The sequence below is a fragment of the Hydrogenophaga sp. genome, from assembly GCF_019264445.1.
Classification (GTDB): Bacteria; Pseudomonadota; Gammaproteobacteria; order Burkholderiales; family Burkholderiaceae_C; genus Hydrogenophaga.
Genome location: NZ_JAHVAB010000057.1, coordinates 44,664 through 65,466, shown reverse-complemented (window position 1 = coordinate 65,466; position 20,803 = coordinate 44,664). Strand labels below are relative to the sequence as shown.

The window sequence follows — 20,803 nt, the reverse complement described above, 5'->3', positions numbered from 1 at the left end:
TCACCTTGCTTGGGCTCGGTCATCAGGCTGGACAATCAGCGGTAGCGGGGCCTTTCCTGATAGCGAAGGCGCCGATGTTTGTTGCTGCCGATCGACTCTACGCACCGGTACGCGTGACTGTTCATTCCCCTTGCGAGCTCCTATTTCACCGATGAAGCGAAATACGTGGGAGGCTAGCTCTCGGTCTGTAGACTCGTTTGAGCCAGCCAGTGCGTGACCCAGTTGTAGCCAAGCTTCTGTAGCTTTGGCTTGTGAAGGGTGACCTCTTGGCTCCCTGTACTTGGTGGACCTGGCGGTGCGAAGGCGGCCTTCCTCCCGTGCCTTCAGGCGCCAAAGCCGATCAGGCCGATGATGTTGGCCACGTGTCGCCTGCCGGGTAGCCTCCGCGTCCACGCCATGCCCGCGCAGCTTCTCGGCGAAGGTCTCTCGCCAGCGGTGCAGATCGCTCTTGCGAGGGTTGAGGCGCTTGCCGAGCGTCGACTCGGCCCTCACGCTGATGTGCACATGCGGATTGGCCTGGTGGTCGTGCAACACCATGATGTACTTGTGGTCCCTCAGCTCAACCTGAGCGAATTCCCGGGCGGCGCGCTGCACGGTCAGCGGGTCGGTGCCGCGTGGCATCGACAGCATGATGTTGAAGGCCTGCCGCCGGTGGCCCGGCTCTGCCCCGTCGGGTATGTATGAGCCGCTGAATCGCCATTCCTCCGCCAAGTCATGCAAGACGTCCTTGCCCCGCATGATTTCGCCGCGCTGGTCTTCGATCTCCAGTCGGCCGTTCTTGCTGATGTAGCGGAAGTGGGCGGCGATGGCCCGCAGGCCGCGCCCTCCTCCCGTCACCTTTACCATGACCTGAGGCGCGCGACGCACCACGGTGGCCGCGATGCGCTGGCGGATGACGGCCGCGCGTTGCCGTGCCGCGTCCCCACTCAACCGGGGAGAAGGCCTCACCTTCACGACGCGGTTGCCGGGGTAGAACAGTCGATCACCCCAGGTGATGATGATGCCGTCCAGGTTGTCCGGGGTAGCCATGGCGAACTCCTTTCGCTACTTGGTGGGGGATGCGGTTGACCCTGCGCCCCGGCTGCGCGGTTGCAGTTCGGCTAAGGCACGGGCGGCCAGCTCCAGGTGGCAGCGCACGTCGCCGGCCAGTGTGTCCAGCATCTCGCGGTAGGACCTCGCAGGCTCTACGTTGGCCTGGCGCAGCAGCACGGTGAGGCGGTGGATGTTTCGGCTGAGGGTGGCCAGTTCTGCGCTGGAAACCCTGAGTGCCGCGATGTGTTCGGCCCGGCCGCCGCCGTCAGACAGCACGGGCACGTTGGCCAACAGCCCAGCCAGGTAGGCACCGCGCGACAGGCCTGCGGCTCGGGCACCCGCAACCAGTTGTGAAGCCTCGTCGGCCGTCATGCGGATAGACAACTTGACGCTAGCGGTTCGCCCAGCCTTGGGGGGCAGCTCCCCACAATCGGGATCACTCGCCACCGAAAGACCCAGGTCGCGCGCCACAGCGCTGCGCACCAGTTCGGACACGCTGACCCGTTGCGTCTGCGCACGGGCCACCAGCGCAGCCTTCAAGCCGCGCATTTCAACCGTGACGAAGTCATGTGTTGGGGTGTTCATGGGCCGACGAATGGAGGGGCGCGGAGCGCTTGTGAAATCGGCGGCAAGCCGCCTATCTCTGCACTCACCATGAACCCAGTATTGGTCTGAATCGACGCTCTTGAGCGGCTGGATTCGACCCCGAATCCAGCGCGTGAAAAGGCCGTTGGCGGGTTGAAGATGACGACACCGCTGCCACCCTTGCACAGCGATTGCACAACCAGAGCAGGAAGTGAGCAGCCAGTGAACAGACACCGCACGAACTGACCATTTCGCGGCCAACTCGCGGTCAACACCTGAACACCTGCAGAACAGCCACTGAACAGAAACCACACGATGAAGCTGATTCCGACCGATCCGCCCGGTAGAAGCTCACGCAAGGCGAGGCGCTTCGCGCAAGACATGCGAGAGCTGCGCGCCCAGGGCTACACCTTTGAGGCGATCCGCATGGCTTTGGCCGCGGTGGGTGTGCATGTGAGCAACGCCACGGTCCAGCGCGAAGTGGCCAGAGCAGCCAAGAGCCATGGCGTTGTGCTTGCGGCGGATTCAGTGCTGCGACCTGGGAACGAACTCAAGGCTCCTGCACCCATGCCCCCTACCGCAGCGCCTGAATCGACCACCGTGTCATCGCCAGCACTCGAAGACGCTATCGAGACCGATGCGCGCAGCGGAAAAGAGATCGCCGAGGCGTTCGCTAGCAGCCGGATCACCAACCCCCTGGCCCGCGCCAGGCTCAACGCGAAGGACATGCCATGAAAATCGCCGTCATCAATTTCTCGGGCAACGTGGGCAAGACCACCGTCGCCCGCCACCTGTTGCTGCCCCGGATCGAAGGTGCGGAACTGATTTCAGTCGAGAGCCTGAATGCCGGCGAGGGTGAAGGTCAGGCGATGCGCGGCCGGCAGTTCGGGGCGCTGCAGGAATACCTGCAGACCATCGACAACGCGGTGGTGGACATCGGGGCCAGCAACGTGGAGGAGTTGCTCGACCTGATGCAGAAGTACCGAGGCAGCCAGGAAGACTTCGACGTCTTTGTGGTTCCGAGCGTGCCGACTCTCAAGCAGCAGCAGGACACCATCGCCACCCTGGTCGAGCTGGCGCGGCTGGGGGTGCCACCGTCCAAGGTCCGACTGGTGTTCAACATGGTGAACAGCGCCGCTGATGTCCCAGCGCACTTTGACCTGGTGCGGGCCTTCCTCAAGGCAAAGCCCATCGCCACAGAGAGCGCCGCCTGTCATCTGAGCGCTAACGAGGTCTATGGACGGATCCGGGGCAGTGGCTCCGACCTCACCGCCTTGGCCCGAGACGAGACCGACTACAAGGCCTTGATCGTCAAGGCCAGCGACACCGCAGAAAAGCTCACCCTGGCCCAGAAACTGGCCACCCGGCGGCTGGCTCTTGGCGTGGTGCCCGAGCTGGATGCCTGCTTTGCGGCGCTCGGACTGGGAGAGAACACCGCCAACAACGTGGTGCCGCTGGCACGGCAGGCGCAGTGAGCGACCTGGTCACCGCCCGCGAAGAGCTGATGGCGGTGGCCATCGGCGACCTGGGCGCCTTGCTGGATCGGATCGAGACCATGGCACCCCAACTCGACGCGAGTCGCATGGAGTTGCTGCGAACCAGCACCGAATTGGGTGAGCAGGTCGAGGCGTACTCAAGACGCATGAATGAAATCACCGAGAACGCAAAGGTGCAGGCGGTCAGGCACATCGCCCGCCGCGCCGACGAAATGGCCCGGGGGACTGTGGACACACAGACCCGGGCCATGGCGGAAGCGGCGCGGATGGTGTTTCACAACGAAATCGGCCCGACTCTGCAGCGGGTGGCGCTGCCGCTGCAGGAGGCGGCGGCCATGGCCCGCAAGGGTGCACGCCCCTGGGAGGGGTGGCTGCTGCATGCCGCGACGGCAGTGCTCTCTTCGGCCATCAGCTGGGCGATGGCCGCCTGGTTGTGGCTTCGGTAAGAAGCCGCAGCCAAATTCGCGCGAGCCGGCGACAGCCGGCGAGCGTTTCGGAATTTCCGGATAACCACACCGCCCAGCGTTTGGGCAGTGTGGTTCGAGTCCTGATCAGGCCTTGAGCTTGCGCATCTCTTCTGCCAGCACCCACAGCGCCCGGTTCAGGCTCACGCTGCGGTCGATGCTGGCCACCGGGCGGGTGTACAGACGGCGGCCCTTGGCCCCTCGGCCAGGCTGACCGCCCTTCATGGCGTTCTCCTGCACGCGCTGGAAGGTGGTCCACAGGCTGGTGCCGAAATCTTCAGGCCGGCGGGCTTCGATCAGTTGCTCGACGGTCACCGGGGCCGGTGGTTCGCCCTTCACCCGTTCGCCGTAGCGCAGCGCCAGGGCAGCGGTGGCAAAGGCCCGCTGTTCTTCAGGCTGCAGCGTCAGGGCTTTCATGCCATCGGTGGACGCGTCCACGGCCTCGAAGTCCTCCAGCACCCGGAAGGCGCCATCGATCACCTCGTCGCGGATGTTTCCCTTGTGCGGGATGCGAATGTCGTTGGAGACATCGCCGACCACCAGACCGTTGCAGCAGACAAAGCGGAACACGCCGGCCAGCATCTGGTAACTGCTGGCGCCGTCGTGGCTGTTGATCAGAATGATCTCGTTGGCCTCGGGTCGGGTGTTGACCTGCCCGGCGTGGCGCATGCGAATCATGTGTTTGGTGAACTCGGTCTTGCCTTCGATGCGGCTCTTGCTCTGGGCCACCATGAAAGGCTCGAAGCCTTCCTGGCGCAAGCCGCGCAGCACGTCGATGGTGGGGATGTAGGTGTAGCGCTCGGAACGGCTGCCGTGTTTGCCCTCGGCAAAGATGGACGGTGCGGCCCGGCGCATCTGCTCCTCGGCAAGCGGGGTCTCGCTGCGGATGACGAAGGTGTTCTGACCGAAGCGGGCGGCCAGGCGGGGGGAATGGGCGGTGGAGATCATGGTTTGCTCCTGGTTCGGATTGAAGGGGTGAGATGAAGACCGGGCGGCTGACGCCCGGTGGTGTGCTTCAGGCGGTGACCGGCTGTGGCCTCTGCGATTCCTGCGCGCTGCGGCTGCGGCGGGCGTCGCCCTCGGCCTTGCTGTCGAGGTAGTCGATGTCCTCGACGGTGAACGCTATGCCGTAGACCTCGCGGCCGTCACCGTCCTGGTATTGGGTGTTGTGCAGGCGGCCCACCACGTTGACGTGGGAGCCCTTGCCCAGGTATTCGGCGGCGTGTTCTGCCTGTTTGCCCCAGAGGGTCCACTGGATGGCGACGGCGCGCTCCTCGCGGTCTTCACCGCTGCCGCGGTACTGGTTGCTGATGGCGGTCAGCGTCGCCTTTGCGAGCCGGCCTTCTCGCCCGTTGACGAATTCGAGCTTGACGGCACCGGCCAGGTGCGCGTGGCGCTGGATGACTTGAACATTGGCCATGGTGGAACTCCTTGCAAGAGCAACCAGCCGGACCCCAATCCGAGTTCCTCAAAACTGATCCTCTCGCTCGGACTCCCTCGCTCCCGCCCACGGGCGGGCGGGGGGTGGGCAAGGCCCCTTCCCTCGGGAAGGGGTGGGGGATGGGCATTCCCCTTGCAGCACGAAACAGTGAGCCAGTCACCTGGCCCACCGCTGAAAGATCCCCCCACAAGTCCCCCTCACCTGTGGATGGGGGCGCCGTGGGGGGATGACGGTGGGCCCATTGGCGCACGCGCTGCCCCAGCCTCTGCGGGCGACCAGCGCAGCGCAGGCGACCGGATGAACTGAGCAGCGGCGGCTCTGCGGACGGCGTGACACCAAGCGCAGCGACTGGCGCGGCGTTCGAGCCGGTGCGATCACTTCAGACCTCTTCCATGTCCGCACGCAGCGCGCACTTCAATGAAGAAAGAAAGGGGGCTAAGCCCCCTGGCTCATACAAGCCCCATTTCGGCCATTGAGCAGATGACTTCGCCCGCCAAGATGAAGTGGTCCAGCACCCGCACATCGACCAAGGCCGTGGCCTGCTTGATCGTCTGCGTCAGGTGCTCATCAGCCCGCGACGGACGTGCTTCGCCACTGGGGTGGTTGTGCACCAGGACCAGCGCACTGCTGTTCCGCAGGAGCGCATCGCGCACCACCTCCCGCGGGTAGACCGAGGTCTGATTTACTGTGCCCCGGAACATCTCGACATAGTCCAGCACGCGGTTCTGCGAGTTCAGGTGCATCACGGCAAACACCTCGTGCGGCAGGTGGCCCAGCCGCGAGCGCAGGAAGTTCTTGACCACCGCAGGCGAGTCCATCAGATCGCTGCCACGCACCTGGGCCGCCAGCAAGCGCTGCGCGGCCAGCAGCACCTCGTCGGCCTCGGCCAGCCGGTACTGACCGGTCACGCCGCGGATGAGCAAACCGCCCGAACCGGCGGGTACCGACAGGAGGGAATCGAGGGAAGAGAACAGATCGTGCTGCATGACCAACTCCGGTGATCGGGCGGGATTGCCCGAGACCGGAACCGGCACGCCGCAGCGCAGCGGTCACAGGTTCGAAGACGGCCGAACGGCCGCCAGCGTCCATAGGGCGCGCAGACCTTGACGGCGAGAACGGTGTGCAAGGATGAAGGGATCAGCAAGCCAGCCCCACCACACATGCCTGAGCGAAACAGGCAAGCGCAGCGCGCAGGCCGGGGGCCGCCCCACGGCCGAAGGCGAAGGGATCGGAGCCGCATGGCCGCGACCTGCAGGGGCGCGGGGCGCAGCCCGCAGAGCCCGACGGCGGTACGCCGGGACGCTCAGTCCCCCAAGGGAAACTCCGCACACAAACCGGGCGCAGATCAAACGTGACCCCGTCAGCGACACGTCACCAGAACATGTCGCCAGAAACCCATTTCGCGGACACGAACTTTTTTCTCGTTCAGTGGTGCAAAAACCGGCAGGCGTTGCTTGACCACCACAGGCGTCTACATGTGAGACTCAGTGAGAGCAAAAAGCCTGTTGCTACAACGTGGGTTCTTCGTGAGGCCGTCATTAGAACGGCCTGCGCAACGGCGGTTTACCCCCCGGTTTACCCCCGGAGCAAACCAAAGAAAAACGGGTTAGCTCATTTCTGAGCTAACCCGTTGATTTTATTGGTCGGCGTGGCGGGATTCGAACTCGCGACCCCTTGCACCCCATGCAAGTGCGCTACCAGGCTGCGCTACACGCCGACAAGCCTCAGATTATAGCGCCCGAACAGGCGCAAATCAGACCGGGTGGCGAAGAAGCTCGCGAATTTCGAGCAACTCGCGGCGCACGTCGTGCAACAGCCCGCCGGACTCCTGCACGCTGTAGTCGGCCTCAATGAAGGGAATGACCACCTCGCCGTGGACGACTTCGTCGAGATCGATCACGTCTATCGCCTCGTCCTCCTCAGTGCGCCGCTTGTCCCGCTCGGCCTGCACCAACTCCTGGAGCTTGTTGCGAGCACCACTGATCGTGAACCCCTGGTCGTACAAGAGCTCTCGAATTCGGCGGATCATGAGCACTTCATGGTGCTGGTAGTAGCGGCGATTCCCGCGCCGCTTCATCGGTCGGAGCTGCGTGAACTCCTGCTCCCAGTACCGCAGCACATGCGGTTTGACACCGCACAGCTCGCCCACTTCACCGATGGTGAAATAGCGTTTGGCCGGAATGGGCGGGAGCGTTTTTTCCATGAAAATCAAGGCGGTATAGACCGAACCTTGAAATCTACTCTAACTCACGTCCGCATGCACGGCGGATTGAACATTTCTGTGTGAAATGTTGCAACCGCCCCAGTGGGCGGCCACGCAAGCCTGGCCCGCCCTGGCGCGAAGCAGAGGCAAGCACGATCCAGACGTGGTCGTCCCGAGCGCCATTACGCGCCGATGACCGCCGTCTGAACCTGTTCTTTGAGTTTGGGACTGGCGTGGAAGGTCACCACGCGGCGCGCCTCGATGGCAACCGGTTCGCCTGTGCGCGGGTTACGACCAGGCCTGGGTGCTTTCGTGCGGATCTGAAAGTTACCGAATCCCGAGATCTTCACGTCGGTCCCATTCACCAGACTGTCGGTGATCAGATCGAAGAAGGCATCGATCATGTCTTTGGACTCTCGCTTGTTCAGACCGATCTGGTCAAACAAGAGCTCCGCGAGTTGCGCCTTGGTCAGGGCCGGTGTTTCAAGGCTTTCCACAGCGAGTTCCATTCGCGAGTTCTCCATCTTGTTCGCCTCAGCCACGCAATCTGCCCGCGACACGCACGGCGACCGACTCGACAATGGCATTCACAGTCGTGTCAATCTCTTCGTCGGTCAGTGTAGCGCCGTCCCGGTTGAGCACGAGCCGCACGGCAAGGCTCTTTTCGTCTGCCATCCATGCCCCGGACGGCGCGTCGCTGGGCAGCGTCTGCTTCTTTGGCCGGTACACATCAAAAAGCACAACATCCTTCAACCATGGGCTGGCAACGGCACGAATGGCTTGCACAACAGCGTCATGCGTCACCGCTTCCTTGACCACAATCGCCAAGTCACGCTCCACCGCTTGATGGCGGCTGACGGCTTGGTAGACGGGAACCGTGCGCGCCAACACGGCGTCGAGCTCAAGCTCAAACATCACAGGTGCCTGCTGCAAGTCATAGGCTTGCCGCCAGCGGGGATGGAGCTCCCCCACATAACCGATGCATCGCTCTTCGACCCAGACGCCGGCGCAGCGGCCCGGGTGCATCGCGGCATGTTCGCCGACCCGAAACTCGGGCTGCAGAGGGGCCAGAAGGGATTGCACATCCCCTTTGACGTCAAAGAAGTCTGACGCGCGGTCTGCCACACCCCATTGCAACAAATCCACGGCACCGTAAGCCATTCCTGCGACGCGCATCGGCTGCCGAAAGCCTGCCACAGTGGTGTCGCTGTCAACAACTGCCGGGTCCTTGAAAAAGACGCGCCCCACCTCAAACAGGCGCACTCGATCAGCCCGCCGGTCGAGGTTGAACTTGAGCGCTGCCAGCAAGCTGCCCAACAGCGAAGAACGCATCACGCTCATCTGACTCGATATGGGATTGAGCAAACGAATCGGATCTGCGTTTGCGGCGAGTTCCCGCTCCCAGCGCTCCTCCACGAAACTGAAGTTGATGGTTTCTTGGTAGCCCATCTGCGCCAGAAGGCGACGCACCGCAAAGGAGCTGCGCGAAGACTCCTTGCGCAGCTTGGCCGTGATGGGGGCGTTTGGCGGCGAATCGGGCAACTGTTCGTAGCCGATCACCCGTGCCACCTCTTCGATCAGATCCTCCTCGATCTGCAAATCGAAGCGGTAAGTGGGCGGCACGACGGTGAGGACACCCTCGCCCTCTTCGACCGACAACCCCAGCCGACGCAGTGCACTGGCGCACCGTGACTGCTCAAGTGGCATCCCGATGACCTTGGCGGCGCGTGCGACACGCAAGCTCACTGGTTTGACCTCTGGCAGCTTGACGATGTGATCGTCCAGCTCTGCGGCCTGGCCACCACAGATCTCCAGCACCAGCTGGGTGATTCGGTCCACGTGCTCACCGGTCGTGGACGGATCGACACCCCGCTCAAAACGGTGCCCTGCATCGGTGGAGAAATTGAAACGGCGTGAGCGCCCCGCGATGGCTTTCGGCCACCAGAACGCGGCTTCAATGTAAATATTCTGGGTATCGTCAGAAACGGCGGTTGCATCGCCGCCCATGATGCCGGCCAGCGACTCAACGCGGGCGTCATCAACGATCACACCCACCTCCGCATCCAGCGCGACGGTGTTGCCATTGAGCAGCTTGAGCGACTCACCTTCACGCCCCCAGCGAACCTGCAAGCCACCTTGAATCTTGTCCAGATCGAAGATGTGCGAAGGGCGCCCCAGTTCGAACATGACGTAGTTGGAGATGTCGACCAGAGCCGACACGCTCCGCTGGCCACAGCGCGACAAGCGCTCCACCATCCATGCTGGCGTAACAGCTCGCGTGTTCACACCGCGCACAACGCGACCGGTGAATCGACCGCAAAGATCTGGCGCTTCAACCCGGACGGGTAAACGCTCCTGCAAGGCCACCTGAACGCTGGGAGCTTCAGGCTCCACCAGAGGTGCGCCCGTCAGCGCGGCCACCTCGCGTGCAATGCCATACACACTCAGGCAATGCGCCAGGTTGGGCGTTAGCTTCAGCGTGAACAGCATGTCATCCAACGCGAGGACATCACGCACATTTCGACCCACAGGCGCATCGGCCTGCAGTTCGAGCAAGCCGCTGTGTTCATCAGACAACTTGAGCTCACGCGCGGAGCACAACATGCCCTGGCTTTCCACACCACGCAGTTTGCCGAGCTTGATCTCAAAGGGCTTGCCATCTTCGCCGGGTGGAAGCTTCGCCCCCACCAGCGCGCAGGGCACCTTAATACCCACGCGCGCATTGGGCGCACCGCAAACAATACTCAGCAAGCTGTCCAGGCCCACATCCACCTGACACACCCGAAGGCGATCGGCGTTGGGGTGCTGAACTGCTTCCTTGATCTCGCCCACCACCACACTGGTAAAAGGCGGGGCTACAGGTTGCAGCTCTTCAACCTCCAGACCCGCCATGGTGAGCGTGTCGGCCAGCTGCTGACTGGTCAGTGGAGGGTTGCAAAAAGTGCGGAGCCAGGATTCTGGAAATTGCATGTCGTGGCCTCAGCGGAACTGAGCAAGAAAACGGACGTCACCGTCGAAAAAGAGGCGCAGGTCGTTGACGCCATAGCGCAGCATGGTCAGCCGATCTGGGCCCATGCCGAACGCAAACCCGATGTAGCGCTCTGGATCCAGCCCCATGTTGCGAACGACGTTTGGATGCACCTGCCCCGAGCCTGCGACCTCCAGCCAGCGCCCGGCCAGAGGACCCTGCTGGAACTGAATATCGATTTCGGCACTGGGCTCGGTAAAGGGAAAGAAGCTCGGGCGGAAGCGAAGTACGAGATCGTCCGACTCAAAGAAGGTGCGGCAGAAATCGGTGAAGACGTACTTCAAGTCCTTGAAGCTGACGTTCTCACCGACCCAGAGCCCTTCACACTGATGGAACATTGGCGAGTGCGTTGCATCGCTGTCCACGCGGTACGTCCGGCCGGGCGCAATGACCCTGATTTCAGGCATCTGCAAGCCTGCATCGATCATCGAACGGTGACGCTTCACATGCTGCACCGCGTGGCGGATCTGCATGGGGCTCGTATGGGTACGCAAAAGGTTGGGAGCCTTGTCGCTACCGCCCTCCACATAAAAGGTGTCGTGCATCGAACGCGCAGGATGATCCTCAGGCGTGTTGAGTGCGGTGAAGTTGAACCAGTCAGATTCGATTTCAGGGCCATCCGCGACCTCAAAACCCATGGAACCGAAGATGGACTCAATCCGCTCCAGCGTGAGACTCACGGGGTGCAACCCACCGTGACCCCGCTGGCGCCCCGAAAGCGTCACATCGAGCGCTTCTGCTCGAAGTTGCGCCTGCAGTTCCGCATCGGCCAGGGCCTGGCGTCGGTCGGTCAGCGCCGCCTCAACCGCCTGCTTGGCCTGATTGATGGCCGCGCCGCGCGCCTTCTTTTCATCCACAGGAAGCGCGCCCAAGCTCTTCATGAGCTCCGTAATGCGTCCCGCCTTGCCCAAAAACAGGGCCTTGGCGTTTTCGAGATCCGCCGGCGTGGCGGCCTGGGCAAACTGCGCGCGGGCACTCTCGACCAATGCGTCCAACTCGTTCATGTGTGTGCTTGAATCGTTGGGAAATAAAAAAAGGGGTTGAAGCCTGCGAGGGAATCCCTCAAGCCTCAACCCCTTTGAGCGACGGAACACGCCGCGCGAGCGCGGCGTGCCCCTGCCGTGAATCAAGCGGCCAGCTTGGCTTTGACTTGCTCCACGATGCTGCCGAAAGCAGCAGGGTCGTTCACGGCCAGATCGGCCAACACTTTGCGGTCGATTTCGATCTGGGCCTTCTTCAGGCCATTGGTGAACTGGCTGTACGTCAAGCCGCAAGCGCGTGCACCGGCGTTGATACGCGCGATCCACAGCTGACGGAAAACGCGCTTCTTGGTGCGGCGGTCACGGTAGGCGTATTGACCGGCCTTCATCACCGCCTGTTTGGCGATGCGGAAGACGTTACCGCGGCGACCGCGGAAACCTTTGGCAAGGGCGAGAACTTTTTTGTGACGGGCGCGTGCCGTTACACCACGTTTGACGCGAGGCATGTGTGACTCCTTGTTCGTCGTTGATCAAATGCCCTGGCCGGGCAGCATCTGTGCCATGTGACCCATATTGGTCTCATGAACAGTCACTGCACCACGCAGATGGCGCTTGTTCTTGGTGGTCTTCTTGGTCAGGATGTGACGTTTGAAGGCTTGACCGCGCTTGACGGTGCCACCCGGACGCACGCGGAATCGCTTCTTCGCGCTGCTCTTGGTCTTCATTTTGGGCATCTTCATGCTCCTTTTTCATTTGTGCTCGTGAGGCGCTGCGAACCTTCCGCAGACTTGTTGGCCCCGAGCCACTTTTATGAAAGGCCTTTCGGCCTTTCGCTTCGGCGTCTGGCTCTTCAGCCAACGCCTTGAAAGGACAGGAGACTACCCTGCCCTTCCAATGCTGCTCTTGTCTACGACAACCCTCAGGCTGTCGACTGCCCCGCCGCTGGCGCTGCTGCCTCGGCGGGCTTCGATGCACCGCCACCGGTTTTCTTGCGCCCGGGCGCGATCATCATGATCATCTGACGCCCCTCCAACTTCGGAAACTGCTCCACGATGATCGAATCGGCCAGCTCATCGCGAATGCGGTTGAGCAGGGCCAGCCCGAGATCCTGGTGGGTGATTTCACGACCGCGGAAACGCAGCGTGATCTTGCACTTGTCACCATCGTCAAGAAAACGCCGGATGTTGCGCATCTTGATGTTGTAGTCGCCATCATCGGTACCGGGCCGGAATTTGATTTCCTTGATCTCGATCACCGTCTGCTTGGCTTTGGCTTCCGCAGCCTTCTTCTGCTCCTGGTACTTGAACTTGCCATAGTCCATCAAGCGACACACGGGAGGCACGGCAGTGGCCGCAATCTCGACCAGATCCACATCCAGTTCCCCTGCCATTCGCAGCGCTTCTTGCAGACTGACGATACCAAGCGGCTCGTTCTCGGGCCCGTTGAGACGGACCTCCGGGGCCATGATTTCCCGATTCAGTCTGTGTGCGCGCTCTTCACGTTGGCGGCGGTCGCGAAAGTTGGTAGCTATGGTGAGTTCCTTTGCGTGGGCTAGGTGATACGAATCAGAGGCCAAACAGCCTCAAGCGCACCCGCAGGGATTCCCAGCCGCATGAGCATCACCCGGGATGTTTGACATCAAACTTTGGATGAAACGTCTGCCGCAATAAGTTTGGAAAAGGCTTCCAGCGGCATGACACCGAGGTCTTTGTTACCTCGCGCCCGCACAGCCACGGCACCAGCTTCTTTTTCTTTGTCGCCCACGACAACGATAAAGGGCAGCTTTTGCAACGCGTGCTCCCGTATTTTATACGTTATTTTCTCGTTACGCAGATCGGTCGTGACCCTAAGCCCTTGATTCTGCAGAGATTTCGCGATTTCACGACAGTAATCTGCCTGGGCATCGGTAATGTTGAGCACAGCGACCTGCACCGGCGCCAGCCAAGTCGGGAGGGCTCCAGCGTGCTGCTCGATCAGGATGCCAATGAAGCGCTCGAGGCTGCCCACAATCGCGCGGTGCAGCACGATGGGCGTGTGGCGCGAGCCATCTTCACCCACGTATTCGGCGCCCAGACGCTCAGGCAGGTTTGGATCGACCTGGATTGTGCCGCACTGCCAAGGGCGGCCCAGCGCATCCTTGAGGGTGTATTCGATCTTCGGACCATAAAACGCTCCCTCGCCCGGCAGGTATTCGAAATCGCAGCCCGAAGCTCGCAGACCCTCCGCCAGCGCATTCTCTGCGCGGTCCCAGCTCTCTTCGGTGCCGATGCGCTTCTCCGGGCGTGTCGAGAGTTTGTAGATGATGTCGTTGAAGCCGAAGTCCTTGTAGACCTTCTGCAGCAGCGTGGTGAAGGCCACCACCTCTGACTGGATCTGACCCTCGGTGCAGAAGATGTGCCCGTCATCCTGCGTGAAGGCGCGCACACGCATGATGCCGTGCAGGCCGCCGGAGGGCTCGTTGCGATGGCACTGGCCGAATTCGCCGAAGCGCAACGGCAGGTCGCGGTAGCTCTTGATGCCTTGCTTGAAGATCAGGATGTGTCCTGGGCAGTTCATCGGCTTGAGTGCGTAGTCGCGTTTCTCAGACTCCGTAACGAACATGTTTTCGCGGTATTTGTCCCAGTGGCCGGTTTTTTCCCACAACCCCTGATCCAGGATCTGCGGACCCTTGACCTCCTGGTATCCGTTGTCCCGGTAGACGCGGCGCATGTACTGCTCCACCTCTTGCCACACCGTCCAGCCCTTGGGGTGCCAGAACACCGTGCCGGGTGAATGCTCGTCGATGTGGAACAGATCCAGCTCCCGCCCCAGCTTGCGGTGGTCACGTTTTTCGGCCTCCTCCAGCATGGTGAGGTACTGCTGCAACTCTTCCTTGGTGGCCCAAGCCGTGCCGTAGATGCGCTGCAACATCTCATTGCGGTGATCACCGCGCCAGTAGGCGCCAGCCACCTTCATGAGCTTGAAGTGCTTGAGCTTGCCGGTGCTGGGCACGTGCGGGCCACGGCAGAGGTCCTCAAAGGCGCCCTCCCGGTACAAGGACACGTCCTCGTTACTCGGGATGCTGGCGATGATCTCCGCCTTGTAGTGCTCACCCAGCCCCTTGAAATAAGCCACCGCCTCATCTCGTGGAAGCACCCGCCGCACCACAGGCTCATCCTTCGCAGCCAGCTGTGTCATGCGCTTTTCGATTGCAGCCAGGTCGTCCGGAGTGAAAGGCCGCTTGTAAGAGAAATCGTAGAAGAACCCGTGTTCGATGACAGGCCCGATGGTGACCTGCGCATCCGGGAACAACTCTTTCACGGCATAAGCCAGCAAGTGGGCGGTCGAGTGCCGAATCACCTCCAGGCCGTCTGCATCTTTGGCGGTCACGATGGACAGCGGACTGTCTTGCGTGATGAGGAAGCTGGTGTCGACCACCTTATCGCCAATCTTGCCGGCCAGCGCGGCCTTGGCGAGGCCAGTGCCGATCGAAGCGGCCACGTCAGCGACGGTGACCGGGCCGGGGAATTCACGTTGGGAACCGTCGGGAAGCGTGATGTGCAACATGGGGGAGTCCAGAAACAAAAAAGCGCGGCATGGGCCGCGCTTGGATGGGTCGAGAGAAGGAAATCGGGCAGGCGCGAACTGCGGGCCTCAAAGGGCCAGGGGAGTGCACTCCATAGTTCGCGGTGTCATAACCAGACTGCCTTTCTCGCTCTTGCAGATTCAAAAGAGCCCCGAGTTTCCCACAAAAAAGTCCGCACCGCGCCCCAGACGGCTTCGTTCGCTTGCTGCCCCGTCCATTCAGTGGACGGGATCAACCGTAAAAGCTGGCCTCCCACCGAGCCTGGTTGCGAGCCGCCACGCGCACGAAGGGTGTTGCGCGAATGATGGCCATCATGGCGTTGTTGAGCAGCCTGGGAATGAGCGGCAACGGACGCAGGAAGTCAACGAACAACACGATGCGCCAGTGCGGGGTTCGGTTCCAGGCCTCATGCTGGTACGTGTCATCAAACACCAGCGACTCACCTTCGCCCCACGAGCGCTGCTCGTTGTCGACGCGGATGGCGCAGGTATCGTCGCTCGCGGGGATGCGCAACCCAAGGTGGTAGCGCAGCACGCCGTTGTAGGGGCCTCTGTGCGGCGGCAGCACCTTGCCCGGCGCCAGAATCGAGAAGAATGCGGTGCTCATGCCGGGCACGAGTTCGAGCGCCTTCGCCGTGTTGGGGCACTTTCGTCGATTGCCCTCACATTCGACGCCGTAGCCCCTGAAGAAAAATGTCTTCCAGCCCGCGTCGGTGGTCAACATGGCCTGGTCCGGCGAGATGTCCTGGAAATTGGGCAGCCGCTCTACCTGTGGCAAAAGCGCATCCAGTTCCTTCTGGATGGCCTCGGTGTGCAAGGCCAACTGCCGCGTCCAGGCAAAGTCACTGGGCTCGAAGAACGGATGGTCACCGTGCAGCGAGTAACGGCGATTGAGTTGCTCCATCTCGCGAAGCACACGAAACAGAACTCTGCTGACCAGATTTCGAAGCATGTTTTTCCCGTCAAGGTCATCGGCTCATCGCACGGCGCGGAAGCTGCAAGCCGCTCGCTGGCCAGCCTCTGGTTTTCAGGCAGCGTGGCCACAGGCCACCAGCATGAGCCCCCTCACGATGCATCGCCGCGTTTTCGCCCCGTGTGCCACGTGAGCAAGGATACTTTGGTAATACAGGCTGATGCTGCTGTCAGCCGAGACATTCTTCACAACGCAAGCGCCTTAGCAAAGCCGTTCAGCGCGCATCTGGGCCTACCCGGCACAAAAAAGCCACCCCGAAGGGTGGCCCTGTCTCCTCTGAATGCGGGGATTCAGCTCAGTGGAACTGCTCTTCTTCGGTCGAGCCGGTGAGCGCCTTCACGCTCGACGAACCGCCCTGGATCACCGTGGTCACGTCGTCGAAGTAACCCGCGCCCACTTCCTGCTGGTGCGATACAAAGGTGTAGCCCTTGTCGCGTGCAGCGAATTCGGGTTCCTGCACCATTTCCGTGTAGTGCTTCATGCCTTCGCCGCGGGCGTAGGCGTGGGCGAACTGGAAGGTGTTGAACCAGTTGATGTGAATGCCCGCCAGCGTGATGAACTGGTAACGGTAGCCCAGCGCAGCCAGGTCTTCCTGGAAGGACGCGATCTGCTTGTCGTTGAGGTTTTTCTTCCAGTTGAACGACGGCGAGCAGTTGTACGACAGCAGCTTGCCGGGGCAAGCGGCCTGCACGGCCTGGGCGAATTCGCGGGCGAAACCGATGTCTGGCACGCCGGTCTCGCACCACACCAGGTCAGCGTAGGGCGCGTAGGCCACGCCGCGGCTGATGGCTTGCTCCAGGCCGTTCTTCACGCGGTAGAAGCCTTCCTGGGTGCGCTCGCCCGTCAGGAACGGCTTGTCGTTGGCGTCGTGGTCGCTGGTGATGAGGTTCGCGGCTTCTGCGTCGGTGCGGGCCAGCACGATGGTGGAAACGCCCATCACGTCGGCGGCGAAGCGTGCGGCGATCAGTTTTTCGCAGGCTTCTTGCGTGGGCACGAGCACCTTGCCGCCCATGTGGCCGCATTTCTTCACGGCGGCCAGCTGGTCTTCGAAGTGCACGCCAGCGGCGCCGGCGGCGATCATGTTCTTCATGAGCTCGAAGGCGTTGAGCACGCCACCAAAGCCGGCTTCTGCATCGGCCACGATGGGCAGGAAGTAGTCAATGAATTCAGGGCTGCCCGGCTCGATGCCACGGCCCCACTGAATTTCGTCGGCGCGCTTGAACGTGTTGTTGATGCGGCGGACCATGGTGGGCACCGAGTCGTACGCGTAGAGCGACTGGTCGGGGTACATGGTTTCGCTGGTGTTGCCGTCGGCGGCGACCTGCCAGCCCGACAGGTACACGGCTTCGAGGCCGGCCTTGGCTTGCTGCATGGCCTGGCCAGCGGAAATGGCGCCAAAGGCATTCACGTAGCCCTTCTTGGCGCCGCCGTTGACCTTGTCCCACAGCTTTTCTGCACCGCGCTTGGCCAAGGTGTGCTCGATCTGCATGCTGCCGCGCAAACGCACCACGTCTGCGGCGGAGTAGCCACGCTTGACACCCTTCCAGCGGGGGTTGGTGGCCCAGTCTTTTTCCAGGGCTTCGATTTGCTGTTGGCGGCTGAGTTGCTCGGTCAGGGATTGGGGCATTTGAAGACTCCGTGAGGTTGATGGATCGGGGCGGCGGGTTTTGCGTGCGAACGCTGTGCCGTTGGGGACAACTTTAAGTCTTATAGAAGACTTTGGAAAGCTCTTGTGTCTTATATAAGACAAGAATTTTCTTTATATTTATCAACGATATTTAATATCGATTTCTCTATGCGGTATACGATCTCTCGCATTGAGAAAATTTCTTGCGTTGCAACATTTCAGTTTTTCATATCAAGAAAAATGCCTCTCTCATCCTGAAATGCGCAGGATGGCATCAGGCATGATGCGGCCCACTTCCCTGCACACCCCGAGTAGACCGTGACCTCCCAGAACCGTTTGTGGGCCTGCCTGAGCCTGGCATTGAGCATGTCGCTGGTGGGCAGCTATGTGGCGCTGTCGAAGCCACTGGTGCTCGTGTTCCCTGTGTTTCTGCTGGCCTGGCTGCGGTTTGGCATCGGTGGCCTGGCCATGTGGAACTGGCTGAAGAAGCCCGCGGACGAACCCGCCATCTCGCCACGCACTCGCGGGTTGCTGTTCCTCGAGTCGTTCCTCGGCAACTTTCTCTTCTCGATCTGCATGCTGTTTGGCGTGAGCATGACCACAGCGGTGGCGGCGGGCGTGGTGATGTCGTCGATACCGGCCGTGGTCGCGGTGCTGAGCTGGCTCCTCCTGCGTGAGCGCATTGGCTGGCGCAGCGTGGCGGGCATCGCCTGTGCGGCTGTGGGTATCGGGCTTTTCTCGCTGCAGAAGACGCACAGCGACGTTCCTTCAGACACGGCCGGACCGTTCGGCATCAGCAAGGCTGTGCTGGGCAACCTGCTGGTGTTTGCCGCTGTCATTTGCGAAGCGTCTTATGTGGTCATCGGCAAGCGACTGACCGAGGGTCTGGGCCCCAAGCGCATCTCGGCCATCATCAACCTCTGGGGGTTCGCGCTGGTCACGCCCATGGGTCTGTGGGCGGCCTGGACGTTTGACTTTTCCTCGGTGGCCCTGCCCGTCTGGGGGTTGCTCGTGTTCTATGCGCTGGCCGCCAGCGTGTGGACGGTGTGGCTGTGGATGACCGGATTGAAAACCGTGCCGGCCTCACAGGCAGGCGTGTTCACCGTCATGCTGCCCATCAGTGCCGCGATCATCGGCGTGCTGTTCATGGGCGAGCGGCTCACGGTCATGCAAGGCGTGGCGTTCGGCATCGCCCTGCTCGGCCTCGTGCTGGCGACCTTGCCAGGGCGCGCAGCGGGGCCTCGCTGATCCGCTCAGGCACACCACAAGCCGCTGGGCTGGGTGATGCCCATCCAGAGGGCCCAGCCAGAGGTCAGCGCGAGCGCCAGGCCCGCGAGCCGAATGCCCCAGCCGCCCGTGCGCGCGCCGCGCAGGCGCAGCATCAGCCACGGGCCTGCAGTCAATGACACGGAGGTGCCCAGCGAGAACAAGGCCATGAGGGCCGCGCCTTCCAGCGCATGGGCCGACAGCGACGCCACCAGCAAGGCCGAATACAGCAGGCCGCAAGGCATGAGCGCCCAACCCAGCCCGAGGACCACGGGCGCCTGCGGGCCCAGCGCCGCCAGGGCCGGGCGGGCGCGGCGCCACACGTTCTGACCCAGCGATTCGATCCAGGCGGGCTGGCGGGCCTGCCACAGCAACACCGCGCCGAGCAACAGGGCCGCCACATGAAACATGGCCCAGACCGGGCGCAGCACGGCGGCGTGGGTGCCCAGCCAGGCCAGCCCCTGGACCGATCCCGCGGCAAAGGCGCCCAACAGCGCGTAGCCGGTCATGCGGCTCAGCTGAAAGCCCAGCAGCGCCCGCGTGCTGCGCGCACCCGCCGCGCGCCCAATGCCCGCGCAGGCCGCACCGCACATGGCCACGCAATGCGGTCCGCCCACCAGGCCCATGAAGAGCGCCGTCACGGCCATGGAGGTTTGCATGTGTCGGTGCCGGCGTGGGGCTTCAGATGATTTTGGAGAACCGGGCGCGGTCCCGGTCCACCTGAAGGTTTTTGTCAAACACCATCGCGATGGCGCGCACCAGAAACCAGCCGGCTTCGGTCACCTGAACACCGCTGGTGCTCAGGCGCACCAGGCCGTGTGCGGCCAGCCCGTCGAGGACCTCCAGCTCACGGGCAAAGTAGCTGCGGAAGTCGATGAGGTGGCCGAGCTCGATGGACTCGAACTGCACTTCGCCCTGGCACATCAGCGACATGATCACCGCCCGCCGCAGAAGGTCGTCGCGCGTGAGCGCCAGCCCCCTCACGATGGGCAGTCGCCCCTGGTCGAGCAGGTCGCGGTACTCCTCCAGCGTCTTGGCGTTCTGGCTGTAGGTGGCGCCGATGCGGCCGATGGCAGACACACCGAGCGCAATGAGGTCGCAATCGGGCTGCGTGCTGTAGCCCTGGAAGTTGCGGTGCAGGCGGCCTTGCCGCTTGGCCACGGCCAGTGCATCGTTGGGCAAGGCGAAGTGGTCCATGCCGACGTAGACATACCCGGCGTCCATCAGCGCGTCCAGCGACATGGACAGCATGGTCAGCTTGTCGCCGGCGCTGGGCAGTTCGGCCGCCGAAATGCGGCGCTGCGGCTTGAAGCGCGACGGCAGGTGTGCGTAGCCGTAGAGCGCAATCCGGTCGGGGCGCAACTCGTTCACCTGGGCCAGCGTGCGTTTGAAGGACTCGGGCGTCTGCAGCGGCAGGCCGTAGATGAGGTCGACGTTGACCGACTCGAAGCCGATGCGCCGTGCTGCGGCCACCAGCGCAAACACCTGCTCTGCCGGCTGGATGCGGTGCACGGCTTTCTGCACCGCCGGGTCGAAATCCTGCACGCCAAAGCTCAGGCGGTTGAACCCCATGCGGGCCAGTGCCATGAGGCGCTCTTCGGTCACGGTGCGGGGGTCCACCTCGACGGAGTATTCGCCACCAGGCACCAGCGTGAAGTGGCGCCGCAGCATGGCCATGAGGTCTTCCAGCTCGGCGTCGGACAAGAACGTGGGCGTGCCGCCGCCCAGGTGCAGCTGCGACACACTCTGGCCCTTGCCCACGTGGGCCACCTGCAACTCCACCTCGCGGGTGAGGTAGCGCAGGTATTCGGCTGCGCGCGAGTGGTGCCGGGTAATCACTTTGTTGCACGCGCAGTAGTAGCAGACCGATTCGCAGAACGGGACATGCACATACAGCGACAGCGGCAGGGCCATGGAGCCTGCCCTGCGCTGCTCCAGCGCCTGGACGTAGTCGCTCTCGGTGAACGCCTCCACAAACCGGTCGGCCGTGGGGTACGAGGTGTACCGGGGGCCCGGGACGTCGAAGCGCCGCAGCAGTTCGTCAGGTATGGCGTGGCTCAAGGTCGGATCTCCATCAAGGCCTTCACTGTGGGGCACACGCCGCGGCCCTTCCTTGATCTCGATCAAACAGGGGAAAGATCGCC

General features: G+C 62.5%; 21 protein-coding genes and 1 tRNA gene. 4 read left to right on the top strand and 18 right to left on the bottom strand.

Features of this window, described 5'->3' with window-relative positions; genetic code table 11:
- Entirely contained in the window at positions 1–1,029 is a 1,029-nt protein-coding gene (locus KXJ60_RS10610; protein WP_291127023.1) for a conjugal transfer protein TraS, read from the bottom strand.
- A 15-nt stretch (positions 1,030–1,044) separates the two neighbouring features.
- Complete coding sequence (locus KXJ60_RS10605; RefSeq protein ID WP_291127021.1) at positions 1,045–1,617, bottom strand: hypothetical protein; 573 nt, start codon at positions 1,615–1,617, stop codon at positions 1,045–1,047.
- Between the two features lie 315 nt (positions 1,618–1,932).
- On the opposite strand from KXJ60_RS10605, the gene KXJ60_RS10600 reads away from it, so the two are divergent.
- From KXJ60_RS10600 to KXJ60_RS10590, 3 genes are read left to right on the top strand one after another with little or no spacing between them, the layout of a single operon-like run.
- Positions 1,933–2,352 carry a hypothetical protein gene (locus tag KXJ60_RS10600; protein ID WP_291127019.1) on the top strand — a complete coding sequence of 140 codons (420 nt, stop codon included), beginning with the start codon at positions 1,933–1,935 and terminating at the stop codon, positions 2,350–2,352.
- The gene (gene stbB / locus KXJ60_RS10595) at positions 2,349–3,092 is read left to right on the top strand and encodes a StbB family protein (protein WP_291127017.1); all 744 of its coding nucleotides are present in this window, start codon (positions 2,349–2,351) and stop codon (positions 3,090–3,092) included. Before KXJ60_RS10600 ends, stbB begins: the two co-directional genes overlap by 4 nt.
- The gene (locus tag KXJ60_RS10590; RefSeq protein ID WP_291127016.1) at positions 3,089–3,559 is read left to right on the top strand and encodes a hypothetical protein; all 471 of its coding nucleotides are present in this window, start codon (positions 3,089–3,091) and stop codon (positions 3,557–3,559) included. Before stbB ends, KXJ60_RS10590 begins: the two co-directional genes overlap by 4 nt.
- 105 nt (positions 3,560–3,664) lie before the next feature.
- On the opposite strand, the gene KXJ60_RS10585 is transcribed toward KXJ60_RS10590, so the two are convergent.
- The 14 genes from KXJ60_RS10585 to aceA all read right to left on the bottom strand — a co-directional run bounded on the left by KXJ60_RS10585 (position 3,665) and on the right by aceA (position 17,393).
- A complete protein-coding gene (locus KXJ60_RS10585) occupies positions 3,665–4,525 on the bottom strand; it encodes a DUF932 domain-containing protein (RefSeq protein WP_291127014.1) in 861 nt (286 codons plus the stop codon).
- Positions 4,526–4,592: 67 nt separating this feature from the next.
- Positions 4,593–4,997, bottom strand: coding sequence for a single-stranded DNA-binding protein (locus KXJ60_RS10580; RefSeq protein WP_291127012.1), 405 nt, complete (start codon positions 4,995–4,997; stop codon positions 4,593–4,595).
- 470 nt (positions 4,998–5,467) lie between these two features.
- Complete coding sequence (gene radC, locus KXJ60_RS10575; RefSeq protein WP_291127010.1) at positions 5,468–6,004, bottom strand: DNA repair protein RadC; 537 nt, start codon at positions 6,002–6,004, stop codon at positions 5,468–5,470.
- Between the two features lie 654 nt (positions 6,005–6,658).
- A tRNA-Pro gene (locus KXJ60_RS10570) sits at positions 6,659–6,735 on the bottom strand.
- Positions 6,736–6,771: 36 nt separating this feature from the next.
- Positions 6,772–7,221 (bottom strand): MerR family transcriptional regulator, encoded by a 450-nt coding sequence (locus KXJ60_RS10565; RefSeq protein WP_291127009.1) that lies wholly within the window; start codon positions 7,219–7,221, stop codon positions 6,772–6,774.
- Between the two features lie 182 nt (positions 7,222–7,403).
- The gene (locus KXJ60_RS10560) at positions 7,404–7,730 is read right to left on the bottom strand and encodes an integration host factor subunit alpha (RefSeq protein WP_291127007.1); all 327 of its coding nucleotides are present in this window, start codon (positions 7,728–7,730) and stop codon (positions 7,404–7,406) included.
- Between the two features lie 25 nt (positions 7,731–7,755).
- The gene (gene pheT, locus KXJ60_RS10555; RefSeq protein ID WP_291127005.1) at positions 7,756–10,191 is read right to left on the bottom strand and encodes a phenylalanine--tRNA ligase subunit beta; all 2,436 of its coding nucleotides are present in this window, start codon (positions 10,189–10,191) and stop codon (positions 7,756–7,758) included.
- Positions 10,192–10,200: 9 nt separating this feature from the next.
- Positions 10,201–11,253: a phenylalanine--tRNA ligase subunit alpha gene (gene pheS / locus KXJ60_RS10550; protein ID WP_291127004.1), complete on the bottom strand. Its 1,053-nt coding sequence runs from the start codon at positions 11,251–11,253 to the stop codon at positions 10,201–10,203.
- Positions 11,254–11,375: 122 nt separating this feature from the next.
- Positions 11,376–11,735, bottom strand: coding sequence for a 50S ribosomal protein L20 (gene rplT, locus KXJ60_RS10545; RefSeq protein WP_291127002.1), 360 nt, complete (start codon positions 11,733–11,735; stop codon positions 11,376–11,378).
- Between the two features lie 24 nt (positions 11,736–11,759).
- Complete coding sequence (gene rpmI, locus KXJ60_RS10540; RefSeq protein WP_066266229.1) at positions 11,760–11,963, bottom strand: 50S ribosomal protein L35; 204 nt, start codon at positions 11,961–11,963, stop codon at positions 11,760–11,762.
- A gap of 185 nt (positions 11,964–12,148) precedes the next feature.
- Entirely contained in the window at positions 12,149–12,760 is a 612-nt protein-coding gene (gene infC / locus KXJ60_RS10535) for a translation initiation factor IF-3 (RefSeq protein ID WP_291127123.1), read from the bottom strand.
- A gap of 107 nt (positions 12,761–12,867) precedes the next feature.
- On the bottom strand, positions 12,868–14,775 hold the full coding sequence (thrS, locus tag KXJ60_RS10530; RefSeq protein ID WP_291127000.1) for a threonine--tRNA ligase: 1,908 nt from the start codon (positions 14,773–14,775) through the stop codon (positions 12,868–12,870).
- A gap of 250 nt (positions 14,776–15,025) precedes the next feature.
- Positions 15,026–15,697, bottom strand: a complete 672-nt coding sequence (locus KXJ60_RS10525) for an aspartyl/asparaginyl beta-hydroxylase domain-containing protein (RefSeq protein WP_291126998.1) — start codon at positions 15,695–15,697, stop codon at positions 15,026–15,028.
- Positions 15,698–16,061: 364 nt separating this feature from the next.
- Positions 16,062–17,393, bottom strand: a complete 1,332-nt coding sequence (gene aceA, locus KXJ60_RS10520) for an isocitrate lyase (protein WP_291126996.1) — start codon at positions 17,391–17,393, stop codon at positions 16,062–16,064.
- A 318-nt stretch (positions 17,394–17,711) separates the two neighbouring features.
- Here aceA and KXJ60_RS10515 point away from each other — a divergent pair, with 318 nt between their 5' ends.
- Positions 17,712–18,641 carry a DMT family transporter gene (locus KXJ60_RS10515; protein WP_291126994.1) on the top strand — a complete coding sequence of 310 codons (930 nt, stop codon included), beginning with the start codon at positions 17,712–17,714 and terminating at the stop codon, positions 18,639–18,641.
- 5 nt (positions 18,642–18,646) lie between these two features.
- Here the strand turns inward: KXJ60_RS10515 and KXJ60_RS10510 are convergent, their stop codons facing one another.
- Both KXJ60_RS10510 and hemN read right to left on the bottom strand, forming a co-directional pair.
- Complete coding sequence (locus KXJ60_RS10510) at positions 18,647–19,318, bottom strand: sulfite exporter TauE/SafE family protein (RefSeq protein ID WP_291126992.1); 672 nt, start codon at positions 19,316–19,318, stop codon at positions 18,647–18,649.
- 22 nt (positions 19,319–19,340) lie between these two features.
- Positions 19,341–20,720, bottom strand: a complete 1,380-nt coding sequence (hemN, locus tag KXJ60_RS10505; RefSeq protein WP_291126990.1) for an oxygen-independent coproporphyrinogen III oxidase — start codon at positions 20,718–20,720, stop codon at positions 19,341–19,343.
- Between the last annotated feature and the right edge of the window lie 83 nt (positions 20,721–20,803).

Coding starts and splice junctions, on each gene's coding strand:
- KXJ60_RS10610 (WP_291127023.1), bottom strand. CDS start 1,029: ATGGCTACCCCGGACAACCTGGACGGCATCATCATCACCTGGGGTGAT.
- KXJ60_RS10605 (WP_291127021.1), bottom strand. CDS start 1,617: ATGAACACCCCAACACATGACTTCGTCACGGTTGAAATGCGCGGCTTG.
- KXJ60_RS10600 (WP_291127019.1), top strand. CDS start 1,933: ATGAAGCTGATTCCGACCGATCCGCCCGGTAGAAGCTCACGCAAGGCG.
- stbB (WP_291127017.1), top strand. CDS start 2,349: ATGAAAATCGCCGTCATCAATTTCTCGGGCAACGTGGGCAAGACCACC.
- KXJ60_RS10585 (WP_291127014.1), bottom strand. CDS start 4,525: ATGATCTCCACCGCCCATTCCCCCCGCCTGGCCGCCCGCTTCGGTCAG.
- KXJ60_RS10580 (WP_291127012.1), bottom strand. CDS start 4,997: ATGGCCAATGTTCAAGTCATCCAGCGCCACGCGCACCTGGCCGGTGCC.
- radC (WP_291127010.1), bottom strand. CDS start 6,004: ATGCAGCACGATCTGTTCTCTTCCCTCGATTCCCTCCTGTCGGTACCC.
- KXJ60_RS10565 (WP_291127009.1), bottom strand. CDS start 7,221: ATGGAAAAAACGCTCCCGCCCATTCCGGCCAAACGCTATTTCACCATC.
- KXJ60_RS10560 (WP_291127007.1), bottom strand. CDS start 7,730: ATGGAACTCGCTGTGGAAAGCCTTGAAACACCGGCCCTGACCAAGGCG.
- pheT (WP_291127005.1), bottom strand. CDS start 10,191: ATGCAATTTCCAGAATCCTGGCTCCGCACTTTTTGCAACCCTCCACTG.
- pheS (WP_291127004.1), bottom strand. CDS start 11,253: ATGAACGAGTTGGACGCATTGGTCGAGAGTGCCCGCGCGCAGTTTGCC.
- rplT (WP_291127002.1), bottom strand. CDS start 11,735: ATGCCTCGCGTCAAACGTGGTGTAACGGCACGCGCCCGTCACAAAAAA.
- rpmI (WP_066266229.1), bottom strand. CDS start 11,963: ATGCCCAAAATGAAGACCAAGAGCAGCGCGAAGAAGCGATTCCGCGTG.
- thrS (WP_291127000.1), bottom strand. CDS start 14,775: ATGTTGCACATCACGCTTCCCGACGGTTCCCAACGTGAATTCCCCGGC.
- KXJ60_RS10525 (WP_291126998.1), bottom strand. CDS start 15,697: ATGGAGCAACTCAATCGCCGTTACTCGCTGCACGGTGACCATCCGTTC.
- aceA (WP_291126996.1), bottom strand. CDS start 17,393: ATGCCCCAATCCCTGACCGAGCAACTCAGCCGCCAACAGCAAATCGAA.
- KXJ60_RS10510 (WP_291126992.1), bottom strand. CDS start 19,318: ATGCAAACCTCCATGGCCGTGACGGCGCTCTTCATGGGCCTGGTGGGC.